The sequence below is a fragment of the Myxosarcina sp. GI1 genome (assembly GCF_000756305.1).
Classification (GTDB): domain Bacteria; phylum Cyanobacteriota; class Cyanobacteriia; order Cyanobacteriales; family Xenococcaceae; genus Myxosarcina.
Genome location: NZ_JRFE01000026.1, coordinates 286,684 through 301,459, shown reverse-complemented (window position 1 = coordinate 301,459; position 14,776 = coordinate 286,684). Strand labels below are relative to the sequence as shown.

The 14,776-nt window shown below is 39.7% G+C and carries 17 protein-coding genes; 10 read left to right on the top strand and 7 right to left on the bottom strand.

Features of this window, described 5'->3' with window-relative positions; translation table 11 throughout:
• Positions 1-5: 5 nt before the first annotated feature.
• The gene (locus KV40_RS21650) at positions 6-878 is read right to left on the bottom strand and encodes an SDR family oxidoreductase (protein WP_036485897.1); all 873 of its coding nucleotides are present in this window, start codon (positions 876-878) and stop codon (positions 6-8) included.
• 519 nt (positions 879-1,397) lie between these two features.
• On the opposite strand from KV40_RS21650, the gene KV40_RS21645 reads away from it, so the two are divergent.
• The 6 genes from KV40_RS21645 to KV40_RS21620 all read left to right on the top strand — a co-directional run bounded on the left by KV40_RS21645 (position 1,398) and on the right by KV40_RS21620 (position 5,842).
• Positions 1,398-1,808 carry a rhodanese-like domain-containing protein gene (locus KV40_RS21645; RefSeq protein WP_052055818.1) on the top strand — a complete coding sequence of 137 codons (411 nt, stop codon included), beginning with the start codon at positions 1,398-1,400 and terminating at the stop codon, positions 1,806-1,808.
• A 268-nt stretch (positions 1,809-2,076) separates the two neighbouring features.
• Positions 2,077-2,577, top strand: coding sequence for a hypothetical protein (locus tag KV40_RS32385; protein WP_052055817.1), 501 nt, complete (start codon positions 2,077-2,079; stop codon positions 2,575-2,577).
• Between the two features lie 164 nt (positions 2,578-2,741).
• A complete protein-coding gene (locus KV40_RS21635) occupies positions 2,742-2,951 on the top strand; it encodes a DUF6335 family protein (protein ID WP_036485896.1) in 210 nt (69 codons plus the stop codon).
• An 82-nt stretch (positions 2,952-3,033) separates the two neighbouring features.
• Positions 3,034-4,083: a D-alanine--D-alanine ligase family protein gene (locus tag KV40_RS21630; RefSeq protein ID WP_036485894.1), complete on the top strand. Its 1,050-nt coding sequence runs from the start codon at positions 3,034-3,036 to the stop codon at positions 4,081-4,083.
• A gap of 91 nt (positions 4,084-4,174) precedes the next feature.
• A complete protein-coding gene (ndk, locus tag KV40_RS21625; protein WP_036485892.1) occupies positions 4,175-4,624 on the top strand; it encodes a nucleoside-diphosphate kinase in 450 nt (149 codons plus the stop codon).
• 231 nt (positions 4,625-4,855) lie between these two features.
• Positions 4,856-5,842, top strand: coding sequence for an aspartate carbamoyltransferase catalytic subunit (locus tag KV40_RS21620; RefSeq protein ID WP_036485890.1), 987 nt, complete (start codon positions 4,856-4,858; stop codon positions 5,840-5,842).
• 10 nt (positions 5,843-5,852) lie between these two features.
• Here KV40_RS21620 and KV40_RS21615 read toward each other — a convergent pair whose 3' ends face one another.
• A complete protein-coding gene (locus KV40_RS21615; RefSeq protein ID WP_036485888.1) occupies positions 5,853-6,287 on the bottom strand; it encodes a GNAT family N-acetyltransferase in 435 nt (144 codons plus the stop codon).
• Between the two features lie 133 nt (positions 6,288-6,420).
• Here KV40_RS21615 and KV40_RS21610 point away from each other — a divergent pair, with 133 nt between their 5' ends.
• From KV40_RS21610 to KV40_RS21595, 4 genes are all read left to right on the top strand, one after another.
• On the top strand, positions 6,421-8,211 hold the full coding sequence (locus KV40_RS21610; protein ID WP_052055828.1) for an SLC13 family permease: 1,791 nt from the start codon (positions 6,421-6,423) through the stop codon (positions 8,209-8,211).
• Between the two features lie 130 nt (positions 8,212-8,341).
• A complete protein-coding gene (locus KV40_RS21605; protein ID WP_036485884.1) occupies positions 8,342-9,352 on the top strand; it encodes a thiamine phosphate synthase in 1,011 nt (336 codons plus the stop codon).
• A 94-nt stretch (positions 9,353-9,446) separates the two neighbouring features.
• Entirely contained in the window at positions 9,447-9,650 is a 204-nt protein-coding gene (gene thiS, locus KV40_RS21600) for a sulfur carrier protein ThiS (RefSeq protein WP_036485882.1), read from the top strand.
• A 60-nt stretch (positions 9,651-9,710) separates the two neighbouring features.
• Positions 9,711-10,655 (top strand): DUF1517 domain-containing protein, encoded by a 945-nt coding sequence (locus KV40_RS21595; RefSeq protein WP_036485880.1) that lies wholly within the window; start codon positions 9,711-9,713, stop codon positions 10,653-10,655.
• Positions 10,656-10,683: 28 nt separating this feature from the next.
• Here KV40_RS21595 and KV40_RS21590 read toward each other — a convergent pair whose 3' ends face one another.
• The 5 genes from KV40_RS21590 to KV40_RS21570 form a co-directional block, all read right to left on the bottom strand.
• Complete coding sequence (locus KV40_RS21590; protein WP_036485878.1) at positions 10,684-11,112, bottom strand: hypothetical protein; 429 nt, start codon at positions 11,110-11,112, stop codon at positions 10,684-10,686.
• A 140-nt stretch (positions 11,113-11,252) separates the two neighbouring features.
• Entirely contained in the window at positions 11,253-12,104 is an 852-nt protein-coding gene (locus tag KV40_RS21585) for a GGDEF domain-containing protein (protein WP_036485876.1), read from the bottom strand.
• A gap of 316 nt (positions 12,105-12,420) precedes the next feature.
• On the bottom strand, positions 12,421-12,678 hold the full coding sequence (locus tag KV40_RS21580) for a chlororespiratory reduction protein 7 (RefSeq protein WP_036485874.1): 258 nt from the start codon (positions 12,676-12,678) through the stop codon (positions 12,421-12,423).
• A 13-nt stretch (positions 12,679-12,691) separates the two neighbouring features.
• Entirely contained in the window at positions 12,692-13,765 is a 1,074-nt protein-coding gene (locus KV40_RS21575; RefSeq protein ID WP_036485872.1) for a tocopherol cyclase family protein, read from the bottom strand.
• A 2-nt stretch (positions 13,766-13,767) separates the two neighbouring features.
• Entirely contained in the window at positions 13,768-14,664 is an 897-nt protein-coding gene (locus KV40_RS21570) for a homogentisate phytyltransferase (RefSeq protein ID WP_036485870.1), read from the bottom strand.
• Positions 14,665-14,776: the final 112 nt, after the last annotated feature.

Below are 14,776 nucleotides of genomic sequence, written 5' to 3'. Positions count from 1 at the left end.
TCGAATTAAGCTGAAAGCTGTCCGCCAGTTACGTCATAAAGCGCGCCTGTAACAAAGCTGCTGTCAGAACTACCTAAAAAAACGTAGGCGGGGGCTAGTTCTTCTGGTTGGGCAGCGCGTTTGATTATGCCGTCGGTATCGTAGTTGTCTACTTTTTCGACAGGCATAGTGGCAGGAATGTTAGGAGTCCAAACTGGTCCTGGAACTACTGAATTGACCCGTATTTGACGCTCGCCCAAATTCAACGCTAGAGACTTGGTAAAGGTATGTACTGCACCTTTAGAGGTAGCATAGTCGATCAACATCGCTTTGCCCATTTTGCCGACGACGCTACCCGTGTTGATAATTGCGTCTCCTGCTTCTAAATGAGGTAGAGCAGCTTTAACCATATAAAAATAACCAAATATATTAGTTTCCAGCGTGCGTCGAAACTGTTCGAGGGAAATGTCTTCAAATTTTTTCTGAGTCATTTGGTAAGCAGCATTGTTAATCAAAATATTCAACTTACCAAAACGCTCTACTACCTGGGCGATCGCGGATTCACAATCTTCATAGTTACGCACATCTCCTTTAATTACCAAACAGTCTTTATTGCCAATATCTTTAACCATTTTTTTGGTATCTTCGGCATCGGCATCATTTTCGTTATAGAAAATAGCTACTTCCGCCCCTTCTAAAGCATAGGCGATCGCTACAGCCCTACCGATACCAGAGTCGGCACCAGTAATAAAAGCTACTTTACCGTTCAGTTTACCGGCGGGTTTATAGTTGGACAGGTCGCTATCAGGCTGAGGTTCCATATCCCTTTGAGAAGCAGGATAGTCTAGCTTTTGAGCGGGAATATCATCGGGAGTCGGACGGCGTTCTTGTTTCTGCATTAGCTTAATTCTTACTATTCGAGTGTCTAAAAAATGTGGCAATTATGTAATTTATTAAAATTACTTAGCGAACCAATATTTTATTTGCCCTTCAAAATATTTAACGCTTGTAGATGAAGTCGCTCTCTCGCTCGCTGTTGTTGCCTTTCGACCGCGTTAGATAGAGCTCTAGCATCTTACAGCAAAGCCTTTCTAACGAGATGACCGCGTATGGGCGATAAACGTCAGACACCTCCGTTAAATGGCGGTGTACCGTTCACTAGTTTTTAGATTAAAAAATAACTAATAAATTTAAATGAGTCTTGAGAATGATTTGCTCGATTAATTTAGCAGTTGAGTTTTTTTACTATTTTATTATCAGTAAAAAATTTTCTTTTTGTCGAACCTATAAGTGCTTTTAATAAATTTATAGCTAAAGTTAGATATTTTGCATTTCTCTTTCTATAGTAAGAGGCATAATTTGCCAGATTGCTATTACATAATTTTAGATAAAGTTAATGTAAGATAAAAATTTAAATTATGTCAGAAGCAGAAGCTAAAGCTATTTCAAATGCAAAAGACAAGATAAAAGAAGTAGTTCCCAGTCCTCCCGAACAACATGAAGTTGCTAGCGCTCAAGAACTCAAAGAACGTTTGGACTGGGGCGAACCTGCCCTAACGATTATCGACATTCGCGATCGCGAAGCTTATTTGCAAGAGCGAATTATGGGAGCAATGCCCATGTTTTCTGAGAACACTTCTCAAAGAATTACCGATAGTCTGGCTCCCAATCGCGCTATTTATGTTTATGGCGAAAGTGACGACAAAACTGCTGAAGCGGCTCAAGAACTAAGAAGTGCGGGATTCAAAAAAGTATCTCAACTACAGGGTGGACTGGCTGGTTGGAAAGCAATTGGCGGACCTACTGAAGGTACGGAAAGGGATGTTTAGAGTTTTTTAAAAATTTAATAGATTTGTTGTAGTCTGACTACAGCAAACTGTATGGGAGCAAGAGCGATCGAATTTTTGACAACTTGCTCCTTTTATCGTGTTTATCGTCTCGCAGTGATGATAAATTGCTATTTTTACTCTTAACTACAACAGAAAAAAGTGTAGTAATTGTAAATATATCTCAAGTATTATGTCACTTGTCGGAAGGTTTTTAAATAAAAATTATTTAAACTAAATTTAACTAATAAATAAGGAGATTTTATTATTTATGAATAAACTAGCAATCGGAAGTTTATCTTTACTTTTAATGTCTGCTGTTACTGCACCAATGGCGGTAGCTGGAATGAAAGAAGAAAATCCAGACACTAGAATCGAAAAATACGAAGAAAGAACCGAAACCGAACCTAATTCCGTATCTCAGGTAGAGCCAGCAGGTTCTGATATGGATATGGATAACGACGAAACTCGTACCGAACAAACTCTAGACGAATATCAGTCTACAGGCAGTAGTTCTAACGAAAGTATGTATGACGTTAGAAGGACTGAAGCTTTTAATTTAGTCAGTTCTGCATATCGCGGTCAGTATGAGTCTCAAGGAATTGACGGTTATGCCGTTATGGTTAGCAATTATAATAGTGGCGAACTAACGGCAGAAAAATTAATTCAAGCAGCAATCGATGCTGGAGAACTTTCCCCCCAAGCTTTGGAAGACGAAGGATACGTCAATGCCGTAGAACTACAGCTAGATACTTTGAGAAACGAAAGCTAAAACTAGAAGCTAAGTTTTAGGAAATAGAACTTCATAGCTTATAGATAAATAAACCTACAAGTAAGAGTGACATCTAGTACGCTCTTGCTTTGTAGCGTATATACTCGTTAATAACTAAAGAGCATTAAGCTCTCAACAAAAATCAACTTCGGAGAAATAACAACATGGAATCAGGACAAGAAAAATTTGCCAATACCGAACCGTTTGCTGAAGGACACGATGCCGATAAATTGGGTAAAAAGGCAGGTATAAAAATGTCTGAAGCAGAAGAGTTGGGTTTAAAAGACAAATTAGAAGAAAGAGATGATAGTCGTTTGGAACTAAACCCCAAGCGTTCTCCCAGCGAACCAACAACCGATGGTAGCGAACTTTAAATCGGGCATTAAATAGACAATTGACCAGAATTAAGAAAGATGATGTAGCATCTAGATAAAATTTTTGAGTCGATTGAATTTAATGGCTAAGAAAAAAATTGGGCTTCTATTTGGCGGACGTTCGGGCGAACATGAAGTTTCTATTACTTCAGCAAGAGCGATCGCGCTAGCTTTGAGTCAGTCTGAGAATATTAATAAATACGAAATTTTGCCCGTCTACATAGATAAAAATGGTGTCTGGCACGGTGGAGATCGGGCAAATAAGATTTTGACTACGGGCAAACCACTAGAAGCTGAAAGCCAGCACCATCTCTGGCGCTTTCCCCCACAAACTAAAGCAATAGATGTTTGGTTTCCCATTTTACACGGACCAAATGGTGAAGATGGTACGGTACAGGGTTTGCTGAAACTAATGCAGGTTCCCTTTGTAGGGTCTGGTGTTTTAGGTTCGGCATTGAGCATGGATAAAATTGCTATGAAAGTGGCATTTGCTGCAGTAGGTTTACCGCAAGTTAAATATGTAGCGGTCAATCGCGCCGATATTAGGTCTAGTTCTTTATTTTCCAAGCTCTGCGATCGCATCGAAGCAACTTTAGAATATCCCTGTTTTGTCAAACCTGCTAATTTGGGTTCTTCTGTCGGGATTGCCAAGGTGCGATCGCGCAATGAACTAGAAGCAGCTTTAGATAATGCCGCCAGTTTCGATCGCCGTGTTGTAGTAGAAGCTGGTGTAGTGGCTAGAGAAATCGAATGTGCGGTGTTGGGTAACGATAATCCTCAAGCTTCGGTATTGGGAGAAATTACCTTTGACAGTGATTTTTACGACTACGAGACTAAATACACCGAAGGATTAGCACAATTAAATATACCTGCAAATATACCCGATGTAGTGAGCGATCGCCTACGAGAGATGTCACTCCAAGCTTTTGCCGCAGTGGATGCTGCGGGTTTGGCTAGAGTTGATTTCTTTTATGTCGAAGCTACGGGAAAAGTGTTTATAAATGAGATTAATACCCTACCTGGTTTTACTGCTACTAGTATGTATCCCCGACTCTGGGAAGCTACGGGCATAACTTTTCCCCAACTGGTAGATCGCCTAATTGAGTTGGCACTAGAACGCAGCGCAGTGTAGCGATGTGCAATTAAAAAATATCGTTTAAAAAACCAGAATTTAAGTTAATCTGGGATTTGTAAAAAATTGTAACCGAATTTGGAGGGATGATATGGAACGTACTTTTATTATGATCAAACCCGACGGCGTACAGCGTCATTTAGTAGGGGAAATAGTCAGACGATTTGAAGCTAAAGGTTTTACCCTGGTAGGACTGAAAATGATGAAAGTGTCAAGGGAACTGGCAGAAAAACACTATGAAGTTCACAAAGACAAGTCCTTTTTTCCTGGTCTGGTCGATTTTATTACTTCTGCTCCCGTAATTGCGATGGTTTGGGAAGGAGAAAGCGTCATTGCTGCCGCCAGAAACATTATTGGCGCGACTAATCCTATTTCTGCTGCTCCTGGCTCGATTAGGGGCGATTTTGGCGTAAGTATCGGACGCAACCTCATTCATGGTTCTGATGCCATTGAAACCGCTCGACAAGAAGTGTCCCTCTGGTTTGATGATGAAGAGTTAGTCGATTGGGAGCCAATTAGAAAATCCTGGCTATACGAATAAAACTTTTGATTTTCCAGTATGGCGATCGCATTTTAACCTTCGGTTAGTAGTTAGTTATTAGTAGTCAATTCAAAACTAAAAACTAAAAGCTATTTTGTGCGATCGCCTCAACTTCAAAGCAGATGTAGAAATACCTGAAACATAGTGCCTAGTGCCTAAATAATAATTGTTGAAAATGAGATTAGCTGATAATCTTGTGGTTGCCTGTTACATCTCACTAGTTTTTGTTTGATGGCAACTACCTGGACGCGACGACATATATTATCATTAATAAATTTTTCTGCTGCTGAATACGAAACCATTTTGCAGACTGCTGTTGGTTTCCGCGAAGTGCTATCGAGAAAAACTAAGAAAGTTCCCGCACTTCAAGGGCAAGTAGTTGCCAATATGTTTTTTGAACCTTCAACCAGAACTCGTAGCAGCTTTGAACTAGCTGCCAAACGTCTTTCAGCAGATATTCTTAATTTTTCTCCAGGTAGCTCCTCATTGAGCAAGGGAGAAACTATTTTGGATACAGCTAAGACTTATCTGGCAATGGGTGCTGATATTATGGTGATTCGCCACCAACAAGCTGGAGTACCACAGGCGATCGCTACCGAAATGGATCGGCTTAATTCTGGCGTTAGCATTCTCAATGCAGGAGACGGTTTGCATCAGCATCCTTCTCAAGCACTATTAGATTTATTTACCCTCACTACAGTTTTAGACCGAGAAAATCCGCGATTGGGATTATTAAATGGTAAAAAGATTGCTATTGTAGGCGACATTCTTCACTCTAGAGTGGCACGTTCTAACATTTATAGCCTAACTACCGCAGGTGCAGAAGTACATTTAGCCGCTCCCCCAACTTTACTACCCAAGCTATTTTTAGATGCCAGCAATTGCCAGTACCAGGACAAATTGTTCGTACATTGGGAACTAGCACCCGCCTTGCAAGATGCCGATTTTGTCATGACCTTAAGACTGCAAAAAGAGCGAATGACCGCCAATTTTATTCCCAGTTTGCGAGAATATCATCAACTATTTGGCATTACTCGCGATCGCCTCAAATTGTGTCAGCCAGCAGTTAAAATTTTACATCCAGGACCGACAAATCGCGGTGTAGAAATTACATCAGATTTAATGGACGACCCGCAATTAAGCCTAATTTCCCAACAGGTAGCCAACGGCGTAGCAGTTCGCATGGCGTTACTCTATCTCATCGGTAGTAGCAAGTAGTATGTATCGATCACAACTTCTTAATCATCTTTATATGGGGAATACCAGCTTCGGTGAAACTGTCTCCTGTAGCTACAAATCCCAAACGTTCGTATAAGCCTTTGATATACTCTTGAGCGTGAACGACAGCCTTTTTATAGTTGCTGTCTTTAGCTAATTTTAAAGCAGCTAGCATTAACTTAGTGCCAATGCCCTGTTTTCTGGCATCAGGTAAGATTGCCAGTCTTTCTATTTTGATTGTTTTAGCAGCAATACATCTAATTCTGGTAGTTCCTACGGGGCGAGCGTCTAAATAAGCCAAAAGTTGAGTTGCTCCCCCATCTAAACCATCAAACTCTAGTTCGGCACTCACTCCCTGTTCTTCTTGAAAAACTTTGGTTCTAATGTCTTTAATTGCTTGAAAATCCTGGCTATAGCTAACAATTCTTATTTCTAACTGACTCATTAAAATAATTGCTTACTTAATTGGTTTTGACGCAGTACCGTTTACCGAGCGATGTATTCCCACATTTTTAGCCGATCTGAGTTATGCTCACTAAAAAGTTTTCCAAACGAAAAGCCAATTCTACTGAATGAATATTGACATCGTTCTAACTTTAAGCGTTCTTAGCATAACTTTAATTGCCTTTATTTGGGAATGGTTCCCTGTAGATTTAACGGCAATTATGGCAGCAATTTTGCTGATGGTGTTGGGGTTAGTAACTCCCGAAGAGGGTATTGCAGGATTTGGCAATACCGCAACCATTACCGTTATGGCAATGTTTATTCTCAGTGCGGGAGTAACTCGTACTGGTTCTATTCAAGTAGTTAGGGACTTTTTGTTGCAGTGGAGTGGCAAAAATACGGTCAGGCAAATTTTAGTTATGGGTACAATCGTCGGTCCTATTAGTGCGGTAATTAATAATACGGCGATCGTGGCAATTTTTATCCCTATTATTGAAGATTTTTCCAAAAAGAAAAGCGTTTCTGCTTCCAAATTATTAATGCCGCTTTCTTTTGCCTCTATTTTAGGGGGAACCCTAACTTTAATTGGCACCTCTACTAACATTCTGGCTAGCGGTTTATCTCAAAAATACGGACAGGGAGAGTTCGGCTTGTTTCAGTTTACCCAGTTGGGTATTATTATTTTTGTAATAGGAATGTCTTACGTAGCTCTTTTTGCTCCCAGATTATTACCGAGCCGCAAGCCTGTCAACAATAGTAGTCTTAGTCAAGATTACCAATTAAAAGATTATGTAACCGAAATTGTAGTTAGTCCTGATTCTAGCTTGAGCGGACAAACCATCCGTAGAAGTGAAATTCAACGCAAGTTCGACGTAGACGTATTAGAATTAGTCCGCGATGGCAGCCACTTTCCCCAACCTATTGCAGATAAAAAAATTAATGTCGGCGATATTTTAATCGTTCGCGGCAGTCGTCAAGATTTACTGCAACTTAGAGATGAAAGAGGTATTGAAATTTTGGCTGATGTCAAATTCAATCAGGTAGAACTAGAAACCGAACTGAACACAGAAGAAGATAAGATTGGCGAGGTTTTGATTTTATCCAATTCCCGCTTAATTGGAACCACTCTTAAAGACTTGCGCTTTCGCCAACGCTACAACGCTACAGTATTGGCAATTCGTCGCGGACAAGAACTGCTGCGCGAGAGATTGGGTAAAGTACCACTCCGTTTTGGCGATTTACTTTTAGTACAGGGTCCAAGACAAAGTTTTTTGGGTTTGCAAACTACACGAGAACTATTAGTTTTAGAACAGCGAGATGTAGATAATTTACGCTTAGATAAAGCCAAAGTTGCAGTATTAATTTGTCTGGCTGTAATTTTAGCTGCTGCTTTTAACCTGGTGCCGATTTTAGTTAGTGCTTTAGCAGGAGTAGTATTAATGGTACTAACTGGCTGTCTCAAACCTGGAGAAATATATGGTGCGGTACGTTGGGATGTAATTTTTCTCTTAGCGGGTTTGATTCCTTTAGGAACGGCTATGGAAAAATCGGGAGCTACTGAGTTATTAGCCAAACCTTTACTATTTATTGGTAGTAATTTATCAGGCTATTGGATGCTGCTGTTTTTTTATCTGATTACTTCGATCTTGACGGCAATTCTTTCTAATAGCGCGGCAGTTTTGTTAATGATTCCTATTAGTATTCAAGTTGCCCAAGATCTCAATTTAAATGCTTTGGCAATTATGTTTGCCGTTACTTTTGCTGCTTCAAATAGCTTTATGACTCCCATAGGCTATCAGACAAATACGATGATCTACAGTCCTGGGGGGTACAAATTTATTGATTATATAAAGTTAGGAACGCCCTTAAGTATTTTGATGTCGATTATTACTCCTGCTTTAATTATTTGGCTTTATGGATTGTAGTTTTTACTGTGACCATAGAGCGAGTTTAACTATTCAAATTCAAATAAAAAATAAGAGAAACAAAAGTAACAGATAAAGCTACAATGTGAACTAGATTTTTAAAATCGAAATTTTAATAAATAAATTTAATATGCAACAAGCTATCTATCGTATTTTAGATGCCAATTTAGATCGCGCTAGAGAAGGAATACGAATTGTTGAGGAATGGTGCCGTCTGGGCTTAAATCATCAGCCATTAGCCCAGGAGTGCAAACATATACGCCAGGAATTAGCTAGTTGGCATAGTAAAGAATTGCGGCAAGCCAGAAATACTTTAGAAGATGTGGGAACGGAATTGTCTCACGAACGAGAAGAAACACGTAACAGTATTGAAAGTTTATTACAGGCTAATTTATGCAGAGTACAAGAAGCACTGCGAGTGCTAGAAGAATATAGTAAGTTCGATCGCCCACAAATGGCGATCGCCTGCAAACAAATGCGCTATCGCGTTTACACTATAGAAAGTAACTTATTAAACAGCGATCGCCACCAACAGCTTCAAAATTCCAGACTATATTTAGTTACTTCACCTTCCGAACAGATCCTGCAAATTGTAGATGATGCTTTAAAAGGTGGTTTAACTTTAGTTCAATACCGCGACAAAGAAGTTGACGATATGCTCCGCATTCAGATTGCCGAGCGGCTTTGCCAACTCTGCCATCAATATAATGCTTTATTTCTGGTCAACGATCGCGTAGATTTAGCTTTAGCTGTAGATGCCGACGGCGTACACCTCGGACAGCAGGATGTCCCGATCGCCTTTGCCAGGGAAATGCTCGGTTGGCAAAAAATTATCGGTCGCTCTACTACCAATCAGCAGGAAATGGAAGCTGCCATCGCTGAAGGTGCCGACTACATCGGCGTAGGTCCTGTATATCAAACCCCAACCAAACCCAATAAGGCAGCAGCAGGACTAGATTATATTAACTATGCTGCTACTAAATGTCCCATTCCCTGGTTTGCTATTGGCGGGGTCGATCTCAATAACGTTAGCGAGGTTATTGCCGCAGGAGGACAACGAGTGGCTGTAGTTCGCGCTATCATGCAAGCAGAACAGCCAGGTCTGGTTGCAAGACAGTTTTTATCTTTACTACACAGATAAAATTATTAGTTTAGTAGTTTTAAGAACCGAGAAGTTTGAGGGAGAATAAAGAGTAACAAATTATTGATTGATATTGCTCTTCGTTGGTTAAGACATGATTGATATACAGATAAATGGCGAAAACCATTCTTGTTCGCAAGCAATACACTTACCCGAACTGTTGACTCAAATGGGCTTAAACCCTCGTTTGGTAGCGGTAGAATACAATGGCGAAATTCTTCATCGTCAGTATTGGACTGATACACAACTTCACTCTGGCGATCGCCTGGAAATTGTTACCATCGTTGGCGGTGGTTGATTGCCGACCACGCTTAACATTTTATAACATTTAAGATATAGACTCTCGATAATATTTCTAATGAAAAATAAGTTTTTAAAACGTAAGTTCTGGTTCAAATCGATTTTGGCACTGTGCTTGGTCTGTATTCTGGTGCTGGGTAACGCCAGCAGCGCACTGGCGGCTCGTAGCGGTGGTAGAATTGGTGGCGGTTCTTTTCGGACTCCCCGAACTTATTCTTCTCCTCGCGGCGGTTACGGTGGCGGTTATCGTTCTCCTGGCTATGGCTATGGTGGCGGTGGCTTTGGTTTTCCCTTCTTACTACCCTTTATTGGTTTTGGCGGTGGCGGTTTATTTTCCATCCTAATTTTTATCGCTATTGCTAACTTTTTGGTTAGAAGCTTTAGTAATGCTGGTGGGGGCGAATCTGGCTACGCCAGTTCTCAAGTTTCCGTAGCTCAGGTACAGGTAGGTTTGTTATCTAACGCTCGCGAACTACAGTCAGATCTCAATCGTCTGGCGTTAGAAGCGGACACTAGTTCGGCATCTGGTCGCGCTACAGTGGCACAAGAAGCCAGTTTGGCACTTTTACGCCATCCAGAATACTGGGTTTATGGTGCGTCTGAGTCTCAAAAAACCAACATCGATGCCGCAGAAGCTAAGTTTAATCAGCTGGCTTTAGGAGAACGCAGTAAGTTTTCCGAAGAGACTTTGAGTAACGTCGATAGCGTACTCAGACAAGCCGAAGACAAAAATTTAGCTCCCAGCCAAGAAAGCTCGGCAATACAGCAAAGATCTGAGTCGGGAGAATTTATTATTGCCACAATTATTGTAGGGGTACAGGGAAACTTAAATCTGCCCGATGTTAACGGTTCGGAAGATTTACGCCAGGCACTACAGCAAATAGGTGGCGTTGGTAGCGATCGCCTGTTAGCAGTAGAAGTTTTATGGACACCACAGGCAGAAGGAGACACTCTTTCTACCAATGATATTTTGGCTTACTACCCTAACTTGAAATTGGTGTAAAGCATCTCAATTAAGGGATTTAGCATGACTAAATCCCTTGAGAGCGTTTTGCAGATAGGCGCAACTTAATTTTATTTAACTGTTGTTTACTATCGACAGGCGATCTCGGTTGAGGCAGTTCGTTATTGGGCCAGTTGTCTAAATCGCTACAAATACACGAAAGAGGCTGTATACCCATACTGGTTATAGGAACTGGCATATCGCATATAGCACACGAATTAATCTCCCAGGAAGAAGAAAGCAACTCTTCAATAGTATTATCGGTTCCAGCAAGAGCATAATTTTTACCTCCTGCTTGCAACACTTCTTGCCAGCAGTTTTCAAATTCGGTAGAGTAGCGATCGCCTTTGATTATCGAACCAGGCAAAAACTCTTTTTGACCATTACGCCAGAGTAACTTTTTACCGAGTTGAAACCAGTAGGCAAGATATTGTTTTACTTCTCGTTCGGATGCCATTTGCTTTAATATTGTTTATTATTTTTTAGTTTAATCGATCGCCAGTATAACGAGCATCGAACATTAATCATTGACCATTGACCATTAAATATTTATAAATGCTAAATGATAAATGTTTAATGTTAAATGATAATTGTTCATTAATATAGTTCGTGTTTAATATCATTTTTACTGCTACTTTTGACCTCATACATCAAACTATCTATGCTCCTGATTATTTCATCAATAGAATTAAGCTGACGCACAAAAGTAATCGCTCCGATGCTAAAAGTAACTGGATAAGAATAAAATTCCATTACCATTAGTAATTCTGTTTGTAGTCGCTGTAAAGCTGTTTGTGAAGCTGCAAAATCGGTTTCGGGCAACAGCAGAGCAAATTCATCTCCTCCTATGCGCGCAAATATATCTACCCGACGAATTGTTTGAGTTGTTATCTCTGCTATTAACTTTAATAGCTCGTCTCCCTGGGCGTGTCCGTAGCGATCGTTAACTAATTTGAAATTATCTAGATCGAAATAAGCTACGGTAAAAATCTTTTCATATCTCAAAGCCAGATTTAATTCTTGCTGTAGTAAGTCGAAAAAATATCTGCGATTGGTTATTCCTGTCAAAGCATCGGTTTGTGCAAAACGCTTTTCTCTTTCATAGGCAGTTTTGAGAGCCGCCAGAAGATAAGTGATGCTTGAGAAAAAAATAAATCTTACTACTATATTCCAAAAACGAAAATATGGATAATAAATTTTGGTAACAGTAAAATCATTAATTAGCCAGCTACAAGAACTAATAATTGAAATTGCTAAGCCATACCAGATACCAGCATACCAAGCTACCAGAACAGTTGGTAATAAATAAAATATTGATAGAGAAAAATCTATAACTACAAAGTAATCTATAGTGCCAATAATCAATGTAAGTATTAAACCCTGAGTTAGAATTGACAGTTTTGATTGGTTCTCTAAGTAATTAACTATTTTAACTGTAAAATTTTTCATTAACTGCCAGTCGTCAGGTATATCGTGAGCAATAAATTTGAAACAAAAACAAGGTAATTTTTATCGCAACTTATTGTTTACATTCTATATTCTAAACTGCATTATCCAAATATCAAAACGATTGAAATGCTAGTTGATGCCACCGAAAATTTTGTATTTTGAAGCCCTTTTAACACTTTTTATGGCGATTGTTTGAAGATCTAAGGAAATAAAGGAAAAAGAACTTTGTAACTTTAGTCCTAAAAATTGCCGTCTATTTATGATGGTGAATAGTCAATTTTCCAAACGAACTGTATACCATTGCAAATATTTATTTTTATTTTTCTAAACGAACTACATACCATTGCAAATATTTATTTTTACCGAGATCTAATTCAAAATAGTTATCGATCAAATGCTGTATCTGTATATCTAGAGAATCGAACTTAGTTAACTCTCTAGGAATAGCGATCTCTGAAGAATTGAAATAGTCTTTTAATTTGGCTTTTAATTCTTCAGCAGTCATAAACTGTTCTTCACGATCGCTCTCTAAAACTACATAGGCATCTTCCTGGTACATAATTGAGTCTGACATAATGTATTCTCCTTTAAGCGTTAACTATCCAAGGCTCATCCCAAGACGAACCACCTATTTCTAAACCAGCTAGATTACTGTTAGCCATAACAATAGTTTTACCGTAGCGCGATCGCAATTCTAAAGTTAACTTTCCTTTAGTGGTATCGCGACAATTAAATACCAAACCCTTTGCCGTCGGTACGCGAACGAAAGTGCCTGGTAAATTGGTAGTGCCTGTAAGGTTTATTTGGTAATCTCTATTGCTAGTCTGTATTTGCCATTTTCCCCAGGGTTGTACCTGCCAGCTAATTTGAGAGTTACCAGGAGCAAATTCATAAAATTGTCCTTGGTAATGAATACCAATTAAACCGACTTCTTCTTGCCACCACAAAACGTCTCTAATTCCCCCTACCGCAGTTACAGCCAAATCGTTAGTATTATTAAAGCTATTACAGTTAATCCAAAACCATTTTTGAGGAAAGGAACTGCCCCAATTTTTTTCACTGTATGCAGGAGCGTCGGTAAAATTATAAACTTGCCCTTGCCAGTCGATCCATCCCGTCGCCAAACCGTGAGCCATTAGAACCTGCCAGCCTGGTTCAAATACTGGTAGATAAGATAGCCAACCTGCAGTAGCTTGTTGTAACTGTGAGGGATTACCCCAGCCATAAACGGGTTTAATTTGATATTGCCAGCGACAGTATTTTTGCTTGTCTGGATAGTAAATACAGCCTTGATTTAAAGTAGCTGTTGCCTGATATCCTTGCTCGATCCCAGATTCAAATTCGCTAGTAGATAATAGTTGGGGGGCGATCGATAATTTATTGCCCCAATGTCCAAAACTCAGACTGTCTTTAGCAGCAAAAAAACCTCTTACATCAGGAAAGGTACGACAGAGATACTGTTCGTCAATACCTAAAATTTGTACCGCACCACCACTGTTAGCTCTTTCGCCAATCGGATCTTCAATAGAGTACATAAAGGCAAAAGTTTGACCGATTTCGGGCAAAGTCAAACGATAGTACCAACCTTCAAAATATCTGGGTGCAAATCGATCCCAATGATAGCCACTATGAGGAGTTTGTAGCTTATTTACGTCAAACATTATTAAATGAAACAGGCGGTGGGAAATAAAATATATTCGAGGAAAAACAGTTTCCAGATAAACTGATAAAAATCAGCGATCGCGCTTTTTTGAGATAAGTCTACCTGCCGACTGCGCCACCACAACAAAATTAACAGTACTAAGTGATAGGCGATAAAAAAGCTGGTATTAATTGCAGCTAAATAAAATGCTGCTATTACCATACCCAAATAACAGCAGGTAATCAGCCAGCGAGAAAAAGAGAATACGGCAGATTTGCCCAAAATTATCGTAAAGGTAGTGATGTTATATTTTTTATCTCCTTCAAGATCGGGGACATCTTTAAATATAGCGATCGCTACAGTAAAAACGATAATAAATAAGGTTAAAACCCAAACATAGCCATTTAAAAACTCTCTGCCTGCTAGTTTTTTAGTAAAGTGCAAAAACAAGCCCAAATTGACGATAACACCGCGAACGGTAAATATGCAAAACGCCGCTAGTAAAGGAAATTGCTTGAGGCGTATTGGCGGTAAAGAATAAGCCGTTCCAATCAGCAAGCTAATACCTACTGTCGCTAGTAGCCAAAGTCCCTGTGTCCCTGCCAAAATTAATGCCAAAATACCAGTTACTCCCACAATCCACTGTCCCTGTCGCGGAGAAAACTCTTTAGCAGCTAAAGGAAGATGTGGTTTATTAATGCGATCGATCGCTACATCGCAGATTTGATTTAAGCCAACAATATAAACATTGCCGCACAAACAGGCAGCTAATACCGCCAGCATTTGTAGGAAATTATTGGGAGCAATTGCGCTATTGGTAGTTGCCAGAGCGATAAAATATAATGCTAAAACGCTGAGGCTAGTACCGATAATTGTGTGGGGACGAGAAAATTTCCAAAAACTATAAAGCGAGTTCATCAATTTTTAGTGGTTGTTGCACAAAGTTAGAGGAAGCTCCGTCAATCGCTCCAATCCGCAAGGCGGAGTCTCTCTGACCACAGTTAACTATAACGCGCTAACGTGAGTCAAA

Excerpts from the sequence above, each read along its gene's own strand:
- thiS (WP_036485882.1), top strand. The coding sequence starts at position 9,447 with ATGATTGATATACAGATAAATGGCGAAAACCATTCTTGTTCGCAAGCA.
- KV40_RS21650 (WP_036485897.1), bottom strand. The coding sequence starts at position 878 with ATGCAGAAACAAGAACGCCGTCCGACTCCCGATGATATTCCCGCTCAA.
- KV40_RS21575 (WP_036485872.1), bottom strand. The coding sequence starts at position 13,765 with ATGTTTGACGTAAATAAGCTACAAACTCCTCATAGTGGCTATCATTGG.
- KV40_RS21645 (WP_052055818.1), top strand. The coding sequence starts at position 1,398 with ATGTCAGAAGCAGAAGCTAAAGCTATTTCAAATGCAAAAGACAAGATA.
- KV40_RS21635 (WP_036485896.1), top strand. The coding sequence starts at position 2,742 with ATGGAATCAGGACAAGAAAAATTTGCCAATACCGAACCGTTTGCTGAA.
- ndk (WP_036485892.1), top strand. The coding sequence starts at position 4,175 with ATGGAACGTACTTTTATTATGATCAAACCCGACGGCGTACAGCGTCAT.
- KV40_RS21570 (WP_036485870.1), bottom strand. The coding sequence starts at position 14,664 with ATGAACTCGCTTTATAGTTTTTGGAAATTTTCTCGTCCCCACACAATT.
- KV40_RS32385 (WP_052055817.1), top strand. The coding sequence starts at position 2,077 with ATGAATAAACTAGCAATCGGAAGTTTATCTTTACTTTTAATGTCTGCT.
- KV40_RS21620 (WP_036485890.1), top strand. The coding sequence starts at position 4,856 with ATGGCAACTACCTGGACGCGACGACATATATTATCATTAATAAATTTT.
- KV40_RS21590 (WP_036485878.1), bottom strand. The coding sequence starts at position 11,112 with ATGGCATCCGAACGAGAAGTAAAACAATATCTTGCCTACTGGTTTCAA.
- KV40_RS21595 (WP_036485880.1), top strand. The coding sequence starts at position 9,711 with ATGAAAAATAAGTTTTTAAAACGTAAGTTCTGGTTCAAATCGATTTTG.
- KV40_RS21615 (WP_036485888.1), bottom strand. The coding sequence starts at position 6,287 with ATGAGTCAGTTAGAAATAAGAATTGTTAGCTATAGCCAGGATTTTCAA.
- KV40_RS21630 (WP_036485894.1), top strand. The coding sequence starts at position 3,034 with ATGGCTAAGAAAAAAATTGGGCTTCTATTTGGCGGACGTTCGGGCGAA.
- KV40_RS21605 (WP_036485884.1), top strand. The coding sequence starts at position 8,342 with ATGCAACAAGCTATCTATCGTATTTTAGATGCCAATTTAGATCGCGCT.
- KV40_RS21580 (WP_036485874.1), bottom strand. The coding sequence starts at position 12,678 with ATGTCAGACTCAATTATGTACCAGGAAGATGCCTATGTAGTTTTAGAG.
- KV40_RS21585 (WP_036485876.1), bottom strand. The coding sequence starts at position 12,104 with ATGAAAAATTTTACAGTTAAAATAGTTAATTACTTAGAGAACCAATCA.